The organism is Myxococcus sp. AM011 (genome assembly GCF_013372595.1).
Lineage (GTDB): Bacteria > Myxococcota > Myxococcia > Myxococcales > Myxococcaceae > Myxococcus > Myxococcus eversor.
Genome location: NZ_JABXEM010000262.1, coordinates 1 through 15,514, shown reverse-complemented (window position 1 = coordinate 15,514; position 15,514 = coordinate 1). Strand labels below are relative to the sequence as shown.

General features: G+C 69.5%; 13 protein-coding genes and 1 pseudogene. 4 read left to right on the top strand and 10 right to left on the bottom strand.

Features of this window, described 5'->3' with window-relative positions; genetic code table 11:
• Positions 1 to 336, top strand: a pseudogene (locus HUW62_RS37885) (nucleoside triphosphate pyrophosphohydrolase); the annotation flags it as partial.
• A 137-nt stretch (positions 337 to 473) separates the two neighbouring features.
• The gene (rpsT, locus tag HUW62_RS37880) at positions 474 to 746 is read left to right on the top strand and encodes a 30S ribosomal protein S20 (protein WP_163869705.1); all 273 of its coding nucleotides are present in this window, start codon (positions 474 to 476) and stop codon (positions 744 to 746) included.
• 74 nt (positions 747 to 820) lie between these two features.
• Here the strand turns inward: rpsT and lptE are convergent, their stop codons facing one another.
• From lptE to leuS, 3 genes are read right to left on the bottom strand one after another with little or no spacing between them, the layout of a single operon-like run.
• Complete coding sequence (gene lptE / locus HUW62_RS37875) at positions 821 to 1,345, bottom strand: LPS assembly lipoprotein LptE (RefSeq protein WP_176437185.1); 525 nt, start codon at positions 1,343 to 1,345, stop codon at positions 821 to 823.
• A gap of 32 nt (positions 1,346 to 1,377) precedes the next feature.
• Complete coding sequence (locus HUW62_RS37870; protein ID WP_176437184.1) at positions 1,378 to 1,974, bottom strand: hypothetical protein; 597 nt, start codon at positions 1,972 to 1,974, stop codon at positions 1,378 to 1,380.
• 12 nt (positions 1,975 to 1,986) lie between these two features.
• Positions 1,987 to 4,488, bottom strand: coding sequence for a leucine--tRNA ligase (leuS, locus tag HUW62_RS37865; protein ID WP_163869703.1), 2,502 nt, complete (start codon positions 4,486 to 4,488; stop codon positions 1,987 to 1,989).
• Positions 4,489 to 5,043: 555 nt separating this feature from the next.
• On the opposite strand from leuS, the gene HUW62_RS37860 reads away from it, so the two are divergent.
• Entirely contained in the window at positions 5,044 to 8,046 is a 3,003-nt protein-coding gene (locus HUW62_RS37860; RefSeq protein ID WP_163869702.1) for a SusC/RagA family TonB-linked outer membrane protein, read from the top strand.
• Positions 8,047 to 8,049: 3 nt separating this feature from the next.
• Complete coding sequence (locus tag HUW62_RS37855; RefSeq protein ID WP_163869701.1) at positions 8,050 to 9,429, top strand: RagB/SusD family nutrient uptake outer membrane protein; 1,380 nt, start codon at positions 8,050 to 8,052, stop codon at positions 9,427 to 9,429.
• Positions 9,430 to 9,496: 67 nt separating this feature from the next.
• Here HUW62_RS37855 and HUW62_RS37850 read toward each other — a convergent pair whose 3' ends face one another.
• The 7 genes from HUW62_RS37850 to HUW62_RS37820 form a co-directional block, all read right to left on the bottom strand.
• Positions 9,497 to 10,387 carry an NAD(P)-dependent oxidoreductase gene (locus tag HUW62_RS37850; RefSeq protein WP_163869700.1) on the bottom strand — a complete coding sequence of 297 codons (891 nt, stop codon included), beginning with the start codon at positions 10,385 to 10,387 and terminating at the stop codon, positions 9,497 to 9,499.
• Positions 10,388 to 10,485: 98 nt separating this feature from the next.
• Positions 10,486 to 12,219, bottom strand: a complete 1,734-nt coding sequence (locus HUW62_RS37845; RefSeq protein WP_163869699.1) for a putative ABC exporter domain-containing protein — start codon at positions 12,217 to 12,219, stop codon at positions 10,486 to 10,488.
• Positions 12,216 to 12,974, bottom strand: coding sequence for an ABC transporter ATP-binding protein (locus HUW62_RS37840; protein WP_163869698.1), 759 nt, complete (start codon positions 12,972 to 12,974; stop codon positions 12,216 to 12,218). Before HUW62_RS37840 ends, HUW62_RS37845 begins: the two co-directional genes overlap by 4 nt.
• A 14-nt stretch (positions 12,975 to 12,988) precedes the next feature.
• Positions 12,989 to 13,369 carry a response regulator gene (locus HUW62_RS37835; RefSeq protein WP_163869697.1) on the bottom strand — a complete coding sequence of 127 codons (381 nt, stop codon included), beginning with the start codon at positions 13,367 to 13,369 and terminating at the stop codon, positions 12,989 to 12,991.
• Positions 13,370 to 13,424: 55 nt separating this feature from the next.
• Complete coding sequence (locus tag HUW62_RS37830; protein WP_176437183.1) at positions 13,425 to 14,462, bottom strand: chemotaxis response regulator protein-glutamate methylesterase; 1,038 nt, start codon at positions 14,460 to 14,462, stop codon at positions 13,425 to 13,427.
• Positions 14,459 to 15,331, bottom strand: coding sequence for a protein-glutamate O-methyltransferase CheR (locus HUW62_RS37825; protein WP_253999095.1), 873 nt, complete (start codon positions 15,329 to 15,331; stop codon positions 14,459 to 14,461). The genes HUW62_RS37830 and HUW62_RS37825 overlap by 4 nt, the downstream gene beginning before the upstream one ends.
• A gap of 15 nt (positions 15,332 to 15,346) precedes the next feature.
• Positions 15,347 to 15,511, bottom strand: coding sequence for a HEAT repeat domain-containing protein (locus tag HUW62_RS37820; protein ID WP_303626895.1), 165 nt, complete (start codon positions 15,509 to 15,511; stop codon positions 15,347 to 15,349).
• Positions 15,512 to 15,514 lie beyond the last annotated feature (3 nt).

The following is a 15,514-nucleotide window of genomic DNA, read 5'->3' as shown; positions in this document are numbered from 1 at the left end:
CCCGTCTCCACGCTGCGGCTGGGCGTGGCGGACCTGGACGCCCAGAAGGCCTTCTGGGACGCGCTGGCCCCCACCCTGGGGTGGACGACCCACCGCCCCACGCCAGACGAGGCCCGCTACGAGGACGGCTCGCTGCGGCTCGTCTTCCAGCGCGCACCCGCCTCGGCCGCGGGCGCCACCTTCACCCTGGAGGCGCCTTCCACCCTCGCGGTGGAGCGCCTGCGACAGAGGGTCGAGCAGATCCGCCCCGGAGGAACCTCGGACTCCCTCGCCGGGCGACTGTCCTTCCAGGATCCGGCTGGGCTGGTGTGGGAATACACCCCCTCCGCTGGATGATTTTCCCCGCGAACTTCGCTGATCCGCGTCCAGAGTCCGGAAATCCCGGCTGGATGAGCACGCGCGCCTTGACGCTTTCGAGGCGTCGCAGTAAGGACGGCCCCTCTTTTTAGCCTGCCTTTCGCTGGAGATTTCTCTTGGCCAACACCAAGTCCGCAGAGAAGCGTCACCGTCAGTCCCAGAAGCGCCGCGCCCGCAACGTCACGGTCCGTTCCGACGTGAAGACCGCGGTGAAGTCCGCCCGGGAGGCCATTGGCACCAAGGATGGCGCCAAGAAGACGGACGCGCTCAAGGCGGCTTCCAAGGCCCTGAGCAAGGCCGCGACCAAGGGCGTGCTCCACAAGCGCACCGCGTCCCGCCGCATCTCCCGCCTCGCCAAGGCCGCCGCCAAGAGCGCGCGTCAGGCCTGATGCACCTGGGGGCTCCTCAAGAGTCCCCTCCGTCGTCCTCGAAGCAGGCTCCCCGGGAGGAGGCACCCGCCTCCTCACCAGGTGCTGGCCAGCCGCTCGAACCCATCACGCATGAGCACTTCCGCCAGCCGGTCCATCGCCGCCTGACGGTTGGACTCCGCCTCCAGAACGTCTCCGGTCCCCGGCAGATAGTCCTCGGTGCCCGAGATGACCGTCTCCTGGGGAGGCAGGCCTTCCTTCACCAGCCGCAGCCTCACGGTGGCGGCGACGCGGAAGAAGCGCCCCACAATCGTGGGCGAGCTCCACAGCGACAGCACCGTCCCCTCGACGCGCGCGTCGCACGAAGCCCCGCTCCCCAGCCGCCCCACTCGCGTCAGCTCCTGACGGAAGTAGCGCGTGAAGATTGTCTCCAGCGCGGGCTCCGACGTGTCGTTGCCGAAGATGGGCGCGCACACGGTTTCCACTCCGGGAGGCAGTCCCGAGCCGCGCGGTGTCAGGCGATAGCCACACCCCGGAAGCAGCGCCGAGCAGGCCCCCCACCCCATCAGCAACACGGCCAGGTGGAGACGCCGTGAGGCGGTCCTGAAGGGAAGCGACATGGGCCGGCACCCTACCCGCCCGAACCACTCCGTCAAGCGCGAGGGCCCTCGGGGGGCTCCGACGAAGGCCCGGTGAGCACCGCCCCGCTCGAGTCCCGCACCACGACACCCCGGGCCTTCATCGCGCCCGCCAGCGTGTGCCACGCCCCCAGGAGCCTCGCGTCCCGCTCCGAGCCTCGGCGCGCCAGCCCCAGCGGCCAGCGCAGCCGTCCGCCCGTCGACGTCTCCAGCACCAGGGCGTGCACCTGGCACACCGCCGCCAGCAGCATGCCCAGCGCCGCCAGGGCGAACATCACCAGCTTCAGGGGAAGCCCCCCGGCCACGAGGCCCAGCAGGCCGAACCCACACAGCACCAGGGCCTCGAAGAAGGGGCGGGACTCCAGCGTCAACGCGCGGAGCTGGATGAGCTCCACGACGAGGGGTGGAACGGCCTCCGCCACGCGATAGGTGAGCTTCCCGCTCTCACCGACGAGGGAACGGCCACCGCCCAGGTCCGCCGAGAGGAAGGGCCCGAGCGGCGTGGGCACGGGCGCCTCTGGCAGCGGGGCCCCGCAGGCGAGGCACCGCGCGCCGCCCGCCTTTTGAGGCTGGCCACACGCGGTGCACATGACGAGGACCTCGGCCGGCACCCGGGTCTCCGCTCAGCCGACGACGAAGTTCACCAGCCGCTTGGGCACGAAGACGAACTTGCGCAGCGTCTTGCCGGCCAGGGCGGACTGCACCCGCTCGTCCGCCTCCGCCGCCGCGCGCACGTCCGCCTCCCCCGCGTCCGCCGCCACGCGAATCTCCGCGCGCAGCTTGCCGTTCACCTGCACGGCGTAGGGGATGACGTCATCCACCACCAGCGCGGGGTCGAAGTCCGGCCACGGCTGCGCGACGGTGAGTTCCTTGCTCCCGTAGGCCTCGGCGATTTCGTCCGCGATGTGCGGCGCGAAGGGCGTGAGCACCACCGCGAGCAGGCGCACCGCCTCCGCCATGGCCGCCTTCTCCGCGGGCGTCTCTGGCGTCCCCGTCGCGGACAGCGCGTTGAGGCCCTCCATGATGCCGGCGATGGCCGTGTTGAACGACAGCCGTTCGATGGCCTCCCCCACCCGCTTCAGGCACTTGTGCGCCGCGCGGCGGATCTCCAGCGCCTTGCCCTCGAAGGGGCCATCGTGCGTGGCACCCGCCACCGAGGCGTGGTGCGTGGAGGCCAGTACCCAGACGCGCTTGAGGAAGCGGAACACGCCCTCCACCTGATCGTCGGACCAGTCGAAGTCGCGCTCCGGCGGGCCGGCGAACATGACGTATGCGCGCGCCGTGTCCGCGCCGTACTCCTGGATGATGGAGGCCGGCGCGACGACGTTGCCCCAGCGCTTGGACATCTTCCGGCCATCCGGACCGTTGACGATGCCCTGCGTAATCAGGCGCTTGACGGGCTCGTCCACCGGGCTCAGGTCCAGCAGCTTCATCACCCGGGTCCAGAACCGGAAGTAGAGCAGGTGCATGACCGCGTGCTCGGGCCCGCCCACGTAGATGTCCACGGGCAGGAAGCGCTGGGCTTCCTTCGGGTCGAACGGCGCGGCGTCGTAGTGCGGCGACAGGTAGCGCGCGAAGTACCAGCAGGAGTCGACGAAGGTGTCCATCGTCTCCGCTTCACGCCGGGCGGGGCCACCGCACTTCGGGCAGGTGGTGTTCACCCACGAGGCGACCTTGGCCAGCGGGGGCTCGCCCTTGCCGGTGAGCACCTCCTGGACGTCGATGTCCGGCAGCTTCACCGGGAGCTGCTCCAAGGGCACGGGGATGCCGTGGCGCTCCGGGTCGCACTTCTCGCAGTAGACGATGGGGATGGGCGTGCCCCAGTAGCGCTGGCGGCTGAAGCCCCAGTCCTTCTGGCGGTACGTCACCGTCGCGCGGCCCTGGCCGTCCTTCTCCAGCTTCGCGGCCATCGCGGTGCGCGCCGCCTCGGACGGCATCCCGGTGTACTCGCCCGAGTCCACCAGCACGCCGTACTCGGTGTACGCCGCCTCCAACGCGTCACCCGCGGGCAGCTTGTCACCCGTGGCCGGCTGGATGACGACCTTCACCGGCAACGCGTACTTGCGCGCGAAGGCGAAGTCCCGCTCGTCGTGCGCGGGCACGCTCATCACCGCGCCCGTGCCGTAGTCGCTCAACACGAAGTTGGCGATCCAGATGGGCACCTGCTGGCCCGTGAAGGGGTTGACGGCGTGGGCGCCCGTGAAGATGCCCTCCTTCTCCGTGTCCTCCCCCGTCCGCTCCGTCTTGGACTGGGCCGCCATGCGCTTGACGAAGGCGTCCACGTCCGCGCGGCGCTCGGGCGTCGTCACCTGGGCCACCAGCTTGTGGTCCGGCGCGAGCACCACGTAGGTGCAGCCGTAGATGGTGTCGATGCGCGTGGTGAAGACGCGCAAGGCGGCCTCGTGGCCCTGGACGCGGAAGTCCGCCTCGGCCCCGTCCGAGCGGCCAATCCAGTTGCGCTGCATGGAGGTGATGCGGTCCGGCCACTCCTTGAGCGTGTCCAGCGCGTCCAACAGGTCCTGCGAGTACCGGGTGATGCGGAACGCCCACTCGGGCATCTCCCGGTCCACCACGGGCGACGAGCAGCGCTCGCACACGCCGTCCTTCACCTGCTCGTTGGCGATGACGGTGTGGCAGCCGGTACACCAGTTCACCTTGCTGAAGCGGCGATAGACGAGCCCGCGCTCCAGCATCTTGATGAAGAACCACTGGTTCCAGCGGTAGTACTCGGGCTTCGAGGTGTTGACCTCGCGCTCCCAGTCGTAGCTGTACCCCAGGCTCTTCATCTCCTGCTTGAAGGAGACGATGTTCTCCGCGGTGCGCAGCGCCGGGTGCACGCCGTCCTTGATGGCCGCGTTCTCCGCCGGCAGACCGAAGGCGTCCCAGCCCATGGGGTGCAGCACGTCGTAGCCGCGCATCAGGAAGTACCGCGCGTACACATCCCCGATGAGGTAGTTGCGCACGTGCCCCATGTGCATCTTGCCACTGGGGTACGGCAGCATCTCGAGCACGTATTTCTTCGGTGCGCCCGGGCGCTTGCCTGCCCGGAAGATGCCGGCCTCGTCCCAGCGGGCCTGCCACTTGCCTTCAATCGACTGCGGCTCGTAACGCTCGTTCATCGCCATGTCCGCTGCGCCTCTTATGGGAGGGCTGCCCCTGTGAGCAAGGGCCCTCGCCCTCGTCTCAGCCCGACGGGGCCAGATTCCTCCGACTGACCTGGGAGAACCGCTGGCCCCGGCCACTTCTGTCCCCGTTCGAGCCCCCGTCCGCCCGCTCCTTGCCCACTTCCAGGGCGCACCCTCGCGCCAACGCAAGCTGGCAAGAACCCACTTGCGGGCGTGGCGGCGGGCAAGCCGCCCACCCGATTCGAGGGGTCGGCCTCCGGGAGATCCACGACGTTCCCAGACAGGTAGGGACCTGATCTCCCTCTGACGTGAGGCGCGGCACGCCCCGCGTCATCGCTGACTCGGTACGAGATCGGAATATTTCCGTTTGGATGGATTTGGCCAACATTCTTGAAAAACAAGTCTCGCCATTGACTGGTTCAGTTCAGACGGTGACGATTCGCGCCCACGGCACCTGCTGGGGGGGCCGTCCCACCGTTGCGAGGAAAGATCCGAATGACGCTTAAGAGAGCGTTGATTCCGGGGTGCGTGATCGCACTCTTCTCGTTGGAAACAATGGCGCAGGAAGCGAGCCCGCCCGCCGCGGAACCGCAGCCGGCACCCGCCGCTCAAGCTCCCGCGACGCCGGCGCCCGCGGAGGCGGCCCCGGCCAGCACCACTCCGACGACTCCCGCTCCCGCCGCCACGCCCGCCCTGGGCCGCACCGTGAAGGGGCGCGTCGCGGACCGACTGACGAACGAAGGTCTTCCGCTCGTCCGCGTCATCATCAAGGGCACCACGCAGGGCGTGGAGACGGAGCTGGACGGCACCTTCTCGCTGCCCAACGTTCCCGCGGGCTCCGTCACGCTGCTCTTCTCCAGCCAGGACTACGGCGAGCGAGAGGTGCGCGTCGGCGCCACGCAGAACAACGTGACGGTGGCGCTCGACAACATCTTCTCGGAGGAGATGGTCGTCGTCGGCCGCGCCTCTGAGCTGGCCCGTAAGCACCTGGCCAACTCGGTGGCCTCCGTCAGCGCGGAGGAGATGAACCGCGCTCCCGCGCAGACCATCGACCAGGCCCTCCAGGGCAAGGTCGCCGGCGCCAACATCCAGCAGAACTCCGGAGCCCCGGGCGGCGGCATCCAGATGCGCCTGCGCGGCGTGTCCACCATCAACGGCTCCACCGCGCCGCTCTACGTCATCGACGGCGTGCTCGTCAGCGACGTGGCCATCGCCTCCGGCGTGTACGTGGTGACCGACTCCGTGGGCGGCTCCAACCCGAACCCCACGCAGGACAACCAGGTCAACCGCATCGCGGACATCAACCCCAACGACATCGAGAGCATCGAGGTCCTCAAGGGCGCGTCCGCCGCCGCCATCTACGGCTCCAAGGCCGCCAACGGCGTCGTCATCATCAACACCAAGCGCGGCCGCGCCGGTGAGCCCAAGTTCGAAATCACCCAGCGCGTGGGCCTGTACACCCTGGCCAACAAGCTGGGCACCCGCCGCTTCGAGACGGTGGAAGAGGCCGTCGAGCAGTTCGGCCCCGCCGCGGCCGACTACTACACGGGCCGGACGTACGACCACGAGGCCAAGCTCGCGGGCCGCCGGGATTTGTCCACGGAGACGCTCGCCAGCGTGAGCGGCGCGTCGGGCAACACCAAGTACTTCGCCTCCGCGATGCTCCGCAGCGACGAGGGCATCATCGCCAACACGGGCTACGACAAGCAGTCGTTCCGCCTGAACCTGGGTCAGTCGCTGGGCGACGCGGTGGAGATCAACGTCGCCACCAACCTCATCCACACGTTGGGCCAGCGCGGCCTCACCAACAACGACAACCAGACCATCACCAACTACATGGTGCTGCCGAACGTGCCCGAGTTCCTCAACATGGAACCGAACGCGCAAGGCGTGTACCCCGTCAACCCGTTCCTGCCCAACGGCGCCAACCCGCTGCAGACGTCCGCGCTGGTGAAGAACGACGAGGACGTGTGGCGCTTCATCGGCTCCGGTGATGCCACCTTCCACCTGTGGAAGAATGACGAGAACCACCTGCGCCTGCTCGCCAACGCGGGTGTGGACCGCTTCCAGCAGGAGAACCGGCTGCTGTTCCCGCCAGAGCTCAACTTCGAGCCGGTGGACGACACCTTCCCGGGCACGTCGCTGTTCGGCACCAGCCAGGTGCGCAACATCAACAGCGGCATCAACCTGGTGCACTCGTACAAGCCCGCCTCGAAGTTCCTCACCGCCACGACGTCCGGCGGTGTGCAGTTCGAGGAGCGCCGCATCGACTCCACGTACATCGTCTCCGAGAACCTCAACGCCGGTCAGCCCGGCGTGGACAACGGCACCGTGATTGGCGTGCGCGACACGTCGACGCACATCCGGGACCGCGGCTACTACGTCCAGGAGGAGATTGTCACGTTGGATGACCGCTTGACGCTGGTCGGCGCCATCCGCGGCGAGCAGAGCAGCGCCAACGGCAATCCGAACAAGCTGTTCTTCTACCCGAAGCTGGCGTCCGCCTACCGCATCCCCACGAACATCGCGGCCCTCAACGAGCTCAAGGTCCGCGCGGCCTACGGCGAGACGGGCAACCAGCCCCTGTACGGCATGAAGTTCAGCGGCATGAGCGCGCTGGGCAACGTGCAGGGCACGCCGGGCCTCGTCGGCACGGGCGTCGCGGGCGACCCCAACATCCGTCCGGAGCGCCAGCGTGAAATCGAGGCCGGTATCGATGCGCTGATGTTCGGCGGCGATGTCACGGTGGAGTTGTCGGTGTACCAGCGCGCCATCAGCGACATGCTGCTGCAGCGCGCCCTGCCGAGCTCCACGGGCTTCACCACCCAGTTCGTCAACGGCGGCGCGCTGCGCAACCGCGGCATCGAGGCCATGCTCCAGGTGACGCCGGTGCGCGGGGCGGTCGAGTGGACGAGCTCCGCGACGTTCGCCCTCAACCGCAGCAAGGTGACGAGCCTGCCCGCGGGTTCCTTCCAGGCGGGTGGCTTCGGCAACTCCCTGGGCGCGTTCTTCATCGAGGAGGGCTCTTCCGCCACGCAGATTGTCGGCAACGTGGGCCGCGACGAGAACGGCGTGCCCATCGTGAAGAAGATTGGCGACACCGAGCCGACCTTCACGCTCGGCTGGGCCAACACCCTGCGCGTCTCGGACGTCACCCTGTCCTTCCTGTGGCACTGGCAGCAGGGCAGCGACGTCATCAACCTGACGCGCTTCCTGTATGACGGCGCCGGCACGTCCGTGGACTACGAGACGGCGGGCCGTCAGCGCCTGCAGGACCGCCGCAACAACGCGGGCATCTACGTGGAGGATGCGTCCTTCTTGAAGCTGCGCGAAGTGACGCTCAGCTACAACCTGCCCAAGAGCTGGGTGTCCGCGATTCCGAAGCTGCAGAACGCGCGCCTCAGCCTGAGCGGCCGCAACTTGCTGATGTTCACCAACTACTCGGGTCTGGACCCCGAGGTGAGCAACTTCGGCAACCAGGCCATCGCTCGCAACATCGACGTCGCTCCCTTCCCCCCTAGCCGCAGCTTCTGGACGTCGCTCGACGTCGGGTTCTAGGCCATGAATATCAACCAGACGAAGAAGACCGTGGTGGCGCTCTGCGCCGTGCTGGGCCTGGGCGGCTGCGGCAGCCTGGACATCGGCGACCTGAACAACCCGAGCCTGGACGAGTTCAAGAACAACCCCACCAGCTCCGCCGTCAACAGCGCTTCCACGGGTCTGATCATCGGACACCGCGCGGGCGTGGCGATACAGAACGGCTACGTCGCGCAGCTGGGCACCATCGGCCGCGAGGCGTACGTCTTCGACCCCGCGGACCCTCGCACGGTGGAGGAGATTCTCGGGCCGACACTGGACCCGGGCGCCGGCGCCTTCGGCGGCAACTTCTGGGCGGCCCCCTACTCCAACATCCGCAACGCCAACACGGTGCTGGCGGCGCTGGACAAGGTCGCGGCCTTCACGGACGCGCAGAAGGAGGGCATCCGGGGCTTCACGAAGACCATCCAGGCGCTCGACTTCCTGGTGGTCATCAACACCCACGACACCAACGGCGCGCCCATCGACGTGGACCTGCCCCTGGGCCAGCTGGCGCCCATCGTCGGCAAGGCCGAGGTGTTCACCCGCATCGCGACGCTGCTCGACGAGGCGGCCGCTCACCTGGACAACGCGGGCGACGCGTTCTCGTTCCGGATGAGCACCGGCTTCGCGGGCTTCGATACACCGGCCACGTTCCGGCGGTTCAACCGCGCCATCAAGGCGCGTGTGTCCGTGTACATGGGCCGGAACGAGGACGCGCTGACGGCGCTGAGCCAGTCGTTCATCGACGCCACCGCGTCCGCTGACGACGGCGCGAAGGCGGGGGCCATCACGTCGCTCAACGTGGGCGTCTACCACGTGTTCCGGGCGGCCTCCGGCGACGTGGACAACAGCCTCCTGAGCGTCACCATCTACGCCCACCCCTCCCTCGAGACGGATGCGCCGCGCCAGGCGAACGATGCGCTGGATGACCGGCTGACGCGCAAGACGCGCAAGCTGGCGGCGCCGGCGAGCGCCGCGGGTGGCCGGCTGACGACGGACCTGGCCTTCACGATCTACCCTTCGGCGGACTCGCCGGTGCCCATCATCCGCAACGAGGAGCTCATCCTCCTCCGCGCGGAGGCCAACATCGGCCTGGGCCAGATTGGCCCCGCGGCGGATGACCTCAACTACATCCGCACCCGCTCCGGCCGGCTGGCGCCTCGCGCGGACATCACCGCCGCGAACGCCCTGGACGAGCTGCTGGTGCAGAAGCGCTACTCGCTCCTGTTCGAGGGCGGGCACCGGTGGATCGACATGCGTCGCTACAACCGGCTGAACGAGCTGCCCCGCAACCTGGATGACAGCTACGGGCCGCACGAGCGCTACCCCATCCCCGTCGCCGAAATCAACGCGCGGCCGTAGCAAGAGGTAGCAAGACAGATGGACACACAAGGGCCTCCAGGGACGAAACCTGGAGGCCCTTCGTCGTTCAGCGCCCCTTGGGCAGTCCTGCGCGCTCCGCCACGAGCGCCCCCAGCGCGGACCAGTCCAGGTCCCCATGCCCCTGGGCCACGCCACTCAGGTACTGGTCCCTCACGAGACTGGCCAGCGGCATCGGCACCTCCGCCGCGCGCGCCGCCTCCAGCACCAGCCCCACGTCCTTGAGCCCCAGCCGCATCGCGAAGCCCGCGGGGGAATACTTCTCCTCGGCGATGGCCTGCGCGTAGCGCTCGAAGATGGGCGAGTTCGCGAAGACGGCCCGAAACAGCTCCATGAACTGCTTCGGTTCGATGCCTGACTTGCGCGTGAAGGCGAACGCCTCCGCGAGCGCCTCCAGCATCGACGCGATGAGGAAGTTGCCGGAGAGCTTCACCACGTTGGCCATGGACGCCTGTTCGCCCAGCACCGTGAGCCCCCGCCCCAGCGCCTCCAGCAGCGGCCGGCAGCGCTCCACGTCCGCCTTCGCGCCCGCCGCCACCACCCAGAGCTGCTTCGTCGCCGCGGCCTCGGGACGGCCGAACACGGGCGCGGCCACGTACCCCTGACCGGCGCTCGCGTGCGCGTCCGTGAAGCGCTGAGAGAGCGCCACGGAGATGGTGCTCGACGAGACGTGCACGGCGCCCTTCGCCAGCCCCGAGATGATGCCTTGGGGGCCGAAAGCCACGCCCTCCGCCGCGCTGTCGTCCGCGAGCATGCTGAAGACGACCTCCGCGCCCCTCGCCGCCTCGGCGGGCGAAGCCACCGCGCGGGCGCCCTGCTTCACCAGGGGCTCACCGCGCGCGGCGGAGCGGTTCCACACCGCCACCTCGTACCCCGCGGAGAGCAGACTCCTCGCCATGGGCAGTCCCATGTTGCCCAGTCCCACGAAACCCAGCTTCATGTCGCGCTCCCGTCCGTTCGGTCCGCGCCAACCTGCGCTTTCGCGTCCGGGCGCCGCAAGCACGCTGTCCACGTGCGTCCAGGAGCCAACGCCCGGGCCTACTCCGGACGGTCCTCGGAGACGTCCAGGTGTTCGAAAGCACGGCCCAAGAGCAGCACGCCCAGGACCACCTCCCCCGCCAGGACGGCGGAAGCCGCCGCCGCGCCCAAAGGCAGCGCCCACACGTCCAACGAGGACCACAGGGGGAAGCCCACCACCGCGCCCGCCAGCGCCGCCGGCAGCAGGCCCACCAGCGACACCACCAGCGAGCCCATCAACGTCAGCAGGCGTTGGCCCAGTGCCTCGATTCCGCGCGCGCTGCCCGTCCGGTCCGCGGGCACCCACGCGGGGAACAGCACCACCGCGGCGTTCTGCACGAAGAGCCCCGCCAGTGACATCGAGGGCAACAGCAGCGCGAGCGCCACCCCGCCCGGCCACCACCACGTCATGAGCCACGGGTCCTCGGCGCCCGGGCCACTCAAGAGGCCCACCGTGAGGAGTCCGAGTTGGAGCAGGCCCACCATCAGCGCCGACGCCGCCAGCTCCGCGCCCACCACCTGCCAGCCCGCCAGCGGCAGCGCGCGCAGCAGGTCCAGCTTGGGCAGGTCCATCCGCAGGTCCATGCGGAAGACGCTCGGCCCCACCACCGCCATCATCGCCGCGAGCGACACGCCCAGCGGCCCCAGCACCCGGCGCGTGTCCGTGAAGAAGCGCGACTCGCCCATCATCGCGACGATGGCGCACCCCAAAAGCAGCGAGGCCAGCACCGACGCCACCCCGCCCGCCATCCGCCTGCGGGTGATGAGGTTCTTCCAGATGAGCGCCACCTCCGGCCGACCTCGCGCCGACAGCCGGAAGGGCGCCTTGCGCGACGAGACCGCCCTTCCCTTCGCGACGCCACCCGAGGCCCGCTGCGCCCGCTCGCGGGTGCGCGTCTCGGCCTGCGTCACCGCGGACTCCTCGAAAGGGACTTCCGCCAGCCGCACCCAGACGTAGTGCGCCAGCGCCAGCCCGAGCACCGGCGGCACCACGCTCAGGAACGCGCTCGAGTCCTGGGCCAGCGCGGGCGCCACCAGCAGTCGCGCTGGCCACAACACCGCGCTCAACCCCGGTGAGGCCACCACCGCCTGCACCCAGTTGCGCAGCACCCCGGGAACCGACAGCGTCCTCGGAAAGGGGTGCGCATCCAGCGCCGCGTACGCCGCCAGGCCCACCGCCGCGAGCACGCACCCCAGCGCAAGCCAGCGCGCCACCAGCCCCCGCGTGCCCCACGTCTCCGCCCAGCGCGTGCGCATGAAGGACGCGGCCGTGGCGTGCAGGTACAGCGTCCCCAACGACAGGAACGCGCCCAGGAAGAACAGGCCCGGCGCGTGACTCACCAGCCGACCGACGAACAGCGAGGCGAACAGCGCGCCCATCGCCGCGCCCAGCACGCCGCGCGCCAGCTTGTAGTGCAGGAGCGAGGTTCGGGTGACGGGCGCGGGGAAGAGCTGCACCACCTCCGACTCCGTGAAGGTCAGTGAGGGACGGTCCGGCCCTAGCGCCCACGCGGAGAACACGGTGACGAGCGCGGAGAACACCAGCGACAGCTCCGCGAACAGGCGCACGCCGGGAGGCACGTTGCTCAGCGCCCCGCCGAACTCCAGCCGCCGCAGGAAGATGGAGTAGATGTAGCCCAGCCCCACCAGGGCCCCGACGAGATAGCGCGGCCTGCGCAGTCGCTGGAGCTGGAGCCGCAGCCGGTTGCGCGAGGAGGCCAGCCACAGGAAGACGACGGCGCTCGAGAAGCTCACGGCGGGGGCTTCTCCGTCCCGGCTCCGCTGGTGATGCGCACGAAGAGGTCCTCCAGCGACGCGCTCTCCCCCTCCGGGCCACTCAGCCGCGAGCGAATCGCCTCCAGGCTGCCCAGCGCCATGGCCCGCCCTCCGGCAATCACCAGCAGCCGGTGACACAGCTCCTCCACCAGCGGCAGCAGGTGCGAGGACAACACCAGCGCCGCCCCCTCCTCCGCGCGGCGGCGCAGGGACGCCTTCATCCGACGGATGCCAATCGGGTCCAGGCCCGTGAGGGGCTCGTCCAGCAGGATGAGCTTGGGCGAGTGCAGGAAGCCGCAGGCGATGGACAGCTTCTGCTTCATGCCGCGAGACAGCTCGCCCGGCAGCGCCTTCTCCTTGCCCGTCAACTCCATCTCCTCCAGCAGCGCCTTGCCTCGCTCCTCCCAGTCCTCCACGCCGTAGAGGCGCGCCGTGAAGTTCAGGTGCTCCCACACCGTGAGGTAGTCGAAGAAGCGAGGCTCGTCCGGAAGGAAGGCCAGCTCGCGCTTGGCGTCCACCGCGTCCTTCGCCAAATCGTAGCCCGCCACCACCACCCTCCCCGACGTGGGAGGGAGGATGCCCGCCAGGCACCGCAGCGTGGACGTCTTGCCCGCGCCATTGGGGCCCACCAACCCGAGCACCTCGCCGGGCGCCACCGCGAAGGTGAGGCCCTGCACGGCGTTCACCGCGCCGTAGCGCTTCTCCAGGCCCGCCACCCGCAGGACGAAGTCCATTCGCGCGCTCGCCCTCAGTCCAGCTTCAGCAAGTCTTTGACGGTGTCCATCACCACCTTGGCCTGCACGGGCTTCACCAGATACGCGCTCGCGCCCAGCGACAAGGCCCGCTCCCGGTCCGCCGCCGCGCCCTCCGTCGTGATGACGACGATGGGCACATGGCGATGGTCCGTCGCATGACGGATGTGGTGGATGAGCTTGAGTCCATCCATCAACGGCATGTTGATGTCCGTGAGCACCAGGTCGAAGCGGCCCTGGGTCAACTTCTTCAGACCCTCGACGCCGTCCTGCGCCTCCGTGCAGGCCATCCCGCTGATGCGCTGCAACGCGTACATGATGCTGCGTCGCATGGCCTGCGAGTCGTCCACCACCAGGGCTCGAATCTGCTGCGTCATGACTCGCCCAGACTAACACCCGGGACTCGTCCACCGCCCGCTGTTCCGCGTGCCCTCATCGCCGTCGCCGGGCGAGCGTCGCCAGCGCGGGTCCGATTTCCCCCAGTCGCAGCACCCGCTTCACCGCGCCCGAGGCGATGGCCTCCCCTGGCATGCCAAACACGACGGCCGTCTCCTCCGACTCGGCCCACACCTCGCCGCCCACGCGCTGTACCTCGCGCGCGCCCGCCGTGCCATCCGCGCCCATGCCCGTCAACACCACCGCCAGTGCGCGGCTGCCCAGAACCTGCGCCACGCTGGTGAAGAGCCGGTCCACGCTCGGCGCGTACTTGTCCAGCGGCGTGGGGGGCGGCGTGTGCAGCTCCAGCCGCGTGCCACGCTCCACCACCACGAGGTGCTTCCCACCTGGAGCGATGTACACGTGCCCCGGCTGCACCGGGTCCCCGTCGGTCGCCTCCGTCACCGTGAAGGGGCCGATGCGGTCCAACCGGTCCGCGAAGGCCCGGGTGAACTGCGCGGGCATGTGCTGACTCACCAGCACGCACGGCGTGGGCTCCGCGGCCAGTCCCTCCAACACGCGCTGCACCGCCGGAGGCCCACCCGTGGAGGCGCCAATCGCCACCACCAGCGGCAGCTCGCCCGCCACCGCCAGGGCCCGCGCCCCGGGCGAGGCATGACGCTGCCCCGGCCGCACGTGCAGCGCCGCGCGCACCTTCTCCAGCAGCTCCTGGCGGAGGACCTCCAGCTCCGCCGGGGTGCCCTTGGCGGGCTTGGCGATGAAGTCGAACGCGCCCAGCTCCAGCGCCTTGAAGACGTCCGAGCGGTGCGCATAGCTGGAGATGACGATGACGGGCGTGGGCGCCGTGCGCATCAGCAGCCGCAGGAACGTGTAGCCCCCCAGCTTCGGCATCTCCAAGTCCAGCGTCACCACGTCCGGCTTCAGCTCCAGGACTTTCTTCAGCCCCTCCTCGCCATCGGCCGCGCGGTCCAACACCCGGACGTCCGGCGCGGACTCCAGCAGCGTCGTCAGCGTGTGCCGATTGTGCGCGGAGTCGTCGATGACGAGCACGGAGACAGCCTTCCGCCCGCTCATCGCGCCTCGCCCCCCGTCAGCTCCGGCCGCCGGTACACCAGGTCGCCTCGCAGGTGCACCAGCTCGAAGTCCGCGCCCAGGTTGAGCAGGTTCTCCGAGTGGCCCAGCAGCAGATAGCCTCCCGGCACCAGCCTGTCGCGAAGGATGCGCAGCACCCGCCTGCGCGCGGACTGGTCGAAGTAGATCATCACGTTGCGGCAGAACACCGCGTCCATCTTCATCACCAACTGGCTGCCCGCCTCGTCCAGCAGGTTGTGGTGGCCGAAGGACACCATCGCCCGGACGTCGTCACGCACGCGCACCTTCGCCTTGCCCGCTGGCACGAAGAAGCGCTCCAGCAGGTCCGCCGACGTGGCGCGCAGCGCGGACGGCCCGTACTCCGCGCTCCGGGCCATGGACAGCACGCGCCGGGAGATGTCGCTGCCGTACACCTCCACGTCCCAGTCCTCGAAGCGGCGCTCATCCTTGAGCAGCATCGCCAGCGTGTACGCCTCCTCACCGGAGGAGCACCCCGCCGACCACAGCCGCAGCCGCTTCGTGCGTGCGTTGCGCTTCTCCAGGAGCGGCAGCAGCTCCTCGCGGAACGCCTTGAGCTGCGAGGGCTCCCGGAAGAAATACGTCTCGTGCGTCGTGAGCGACTCGACGGCGGCCTCCAGCTCCGCGTGCCGGTTCGCGTCGTAGCGGAGGTAGCGGTGGTACGCGCTGAAGTCCGACACGCCCAGCGCTTCCAACCGGGGCCACAGCCGCCGCTCCATGACGAACTTCATGTCCTCGTGCACCAGGATGCCGCAGTGCGAGTACACGTGGTCCCTCAGGAGCCGGAACTCCTCCGCGGACATCTCCGGCCGGCTGTCGTCGAAGCGCGCCACCCCGTGTCCCCTCGCTCAGCGCCGAGACAGGCGCGCCACCGCGTCTGCCAGCGCCTGTCGGGCCAGGGCGTCCGACTCCGCCTCCAGCGCCCGCCGGGTGGGGCCCAGGCTCTCCGGCCCGCCCGACTCCCCCAGCACCCGCGCCGCCGCCGCCCGCACGTCCCAGTGCGGATGCTCCAGCAG

Excerpts from the sequence above, each read along its gene's own strand:
- lptE (WP_176437185.1), bottom strand. The coding sequence starts at position 1,345 with ATGTCGCTTCCCTTCAGGACCGCCTCACGGCGTCTCCACCTGGCCGTG.
- leuS (WP_163869703.1), bottom strand. The coding sequence starts at position 4,488 with ATGGCGATGAACGAGCGTTACGAGCCGCAGTCGATTGAAGGCAAGTGG.
- HUW62_RS37860 (WP_163869702.1), top strand. The coding sequence starts at position 5,044 with ATGGCGCAGGAAGCGAGCCCGCCCGCCGCGGAACCGCAGCCGGCACCC.
- HUW62_RS37855 (WP_163869701.1), top strand. The coding sequence starts at position 8,050 with ATGAATATCAACCAGACGAAGAAGACCGTGGTGGCGCTCTGCGCCGTG.
- HUW62_RS37850 (WP_163869700.1), bottom strand. The coding sequence starts at position 10,387 with ATGAAGCTGGGTTTCGTGGGACTGGGCAACATGGGACTGCCCATGGCG.
- HUW62_RS37840 (WP_163869698.1), bottom strand. The coding sequence starts at position 12,974 with ATGGACTTCGTCCTGCGGGTGGCGGGCCTGGAGAAGCGCTACGGCGCG.
- HUW62_RS37835 (WP_163869697.1), bottom strand. The coding sequence starts at position 13,369 with ATGACGCAGCAGATTCGAGCCCTGGTGGTGGACGACTCGCAGGCCATG.
- HUW62_RS37830 (WP_176437183.1), bottom strand. The coding sequence starts at position 14,462 with ATGAGCGGGCGGAAGGCTGTCTCCGTGCTCGTCATCGACGACTCCGCG.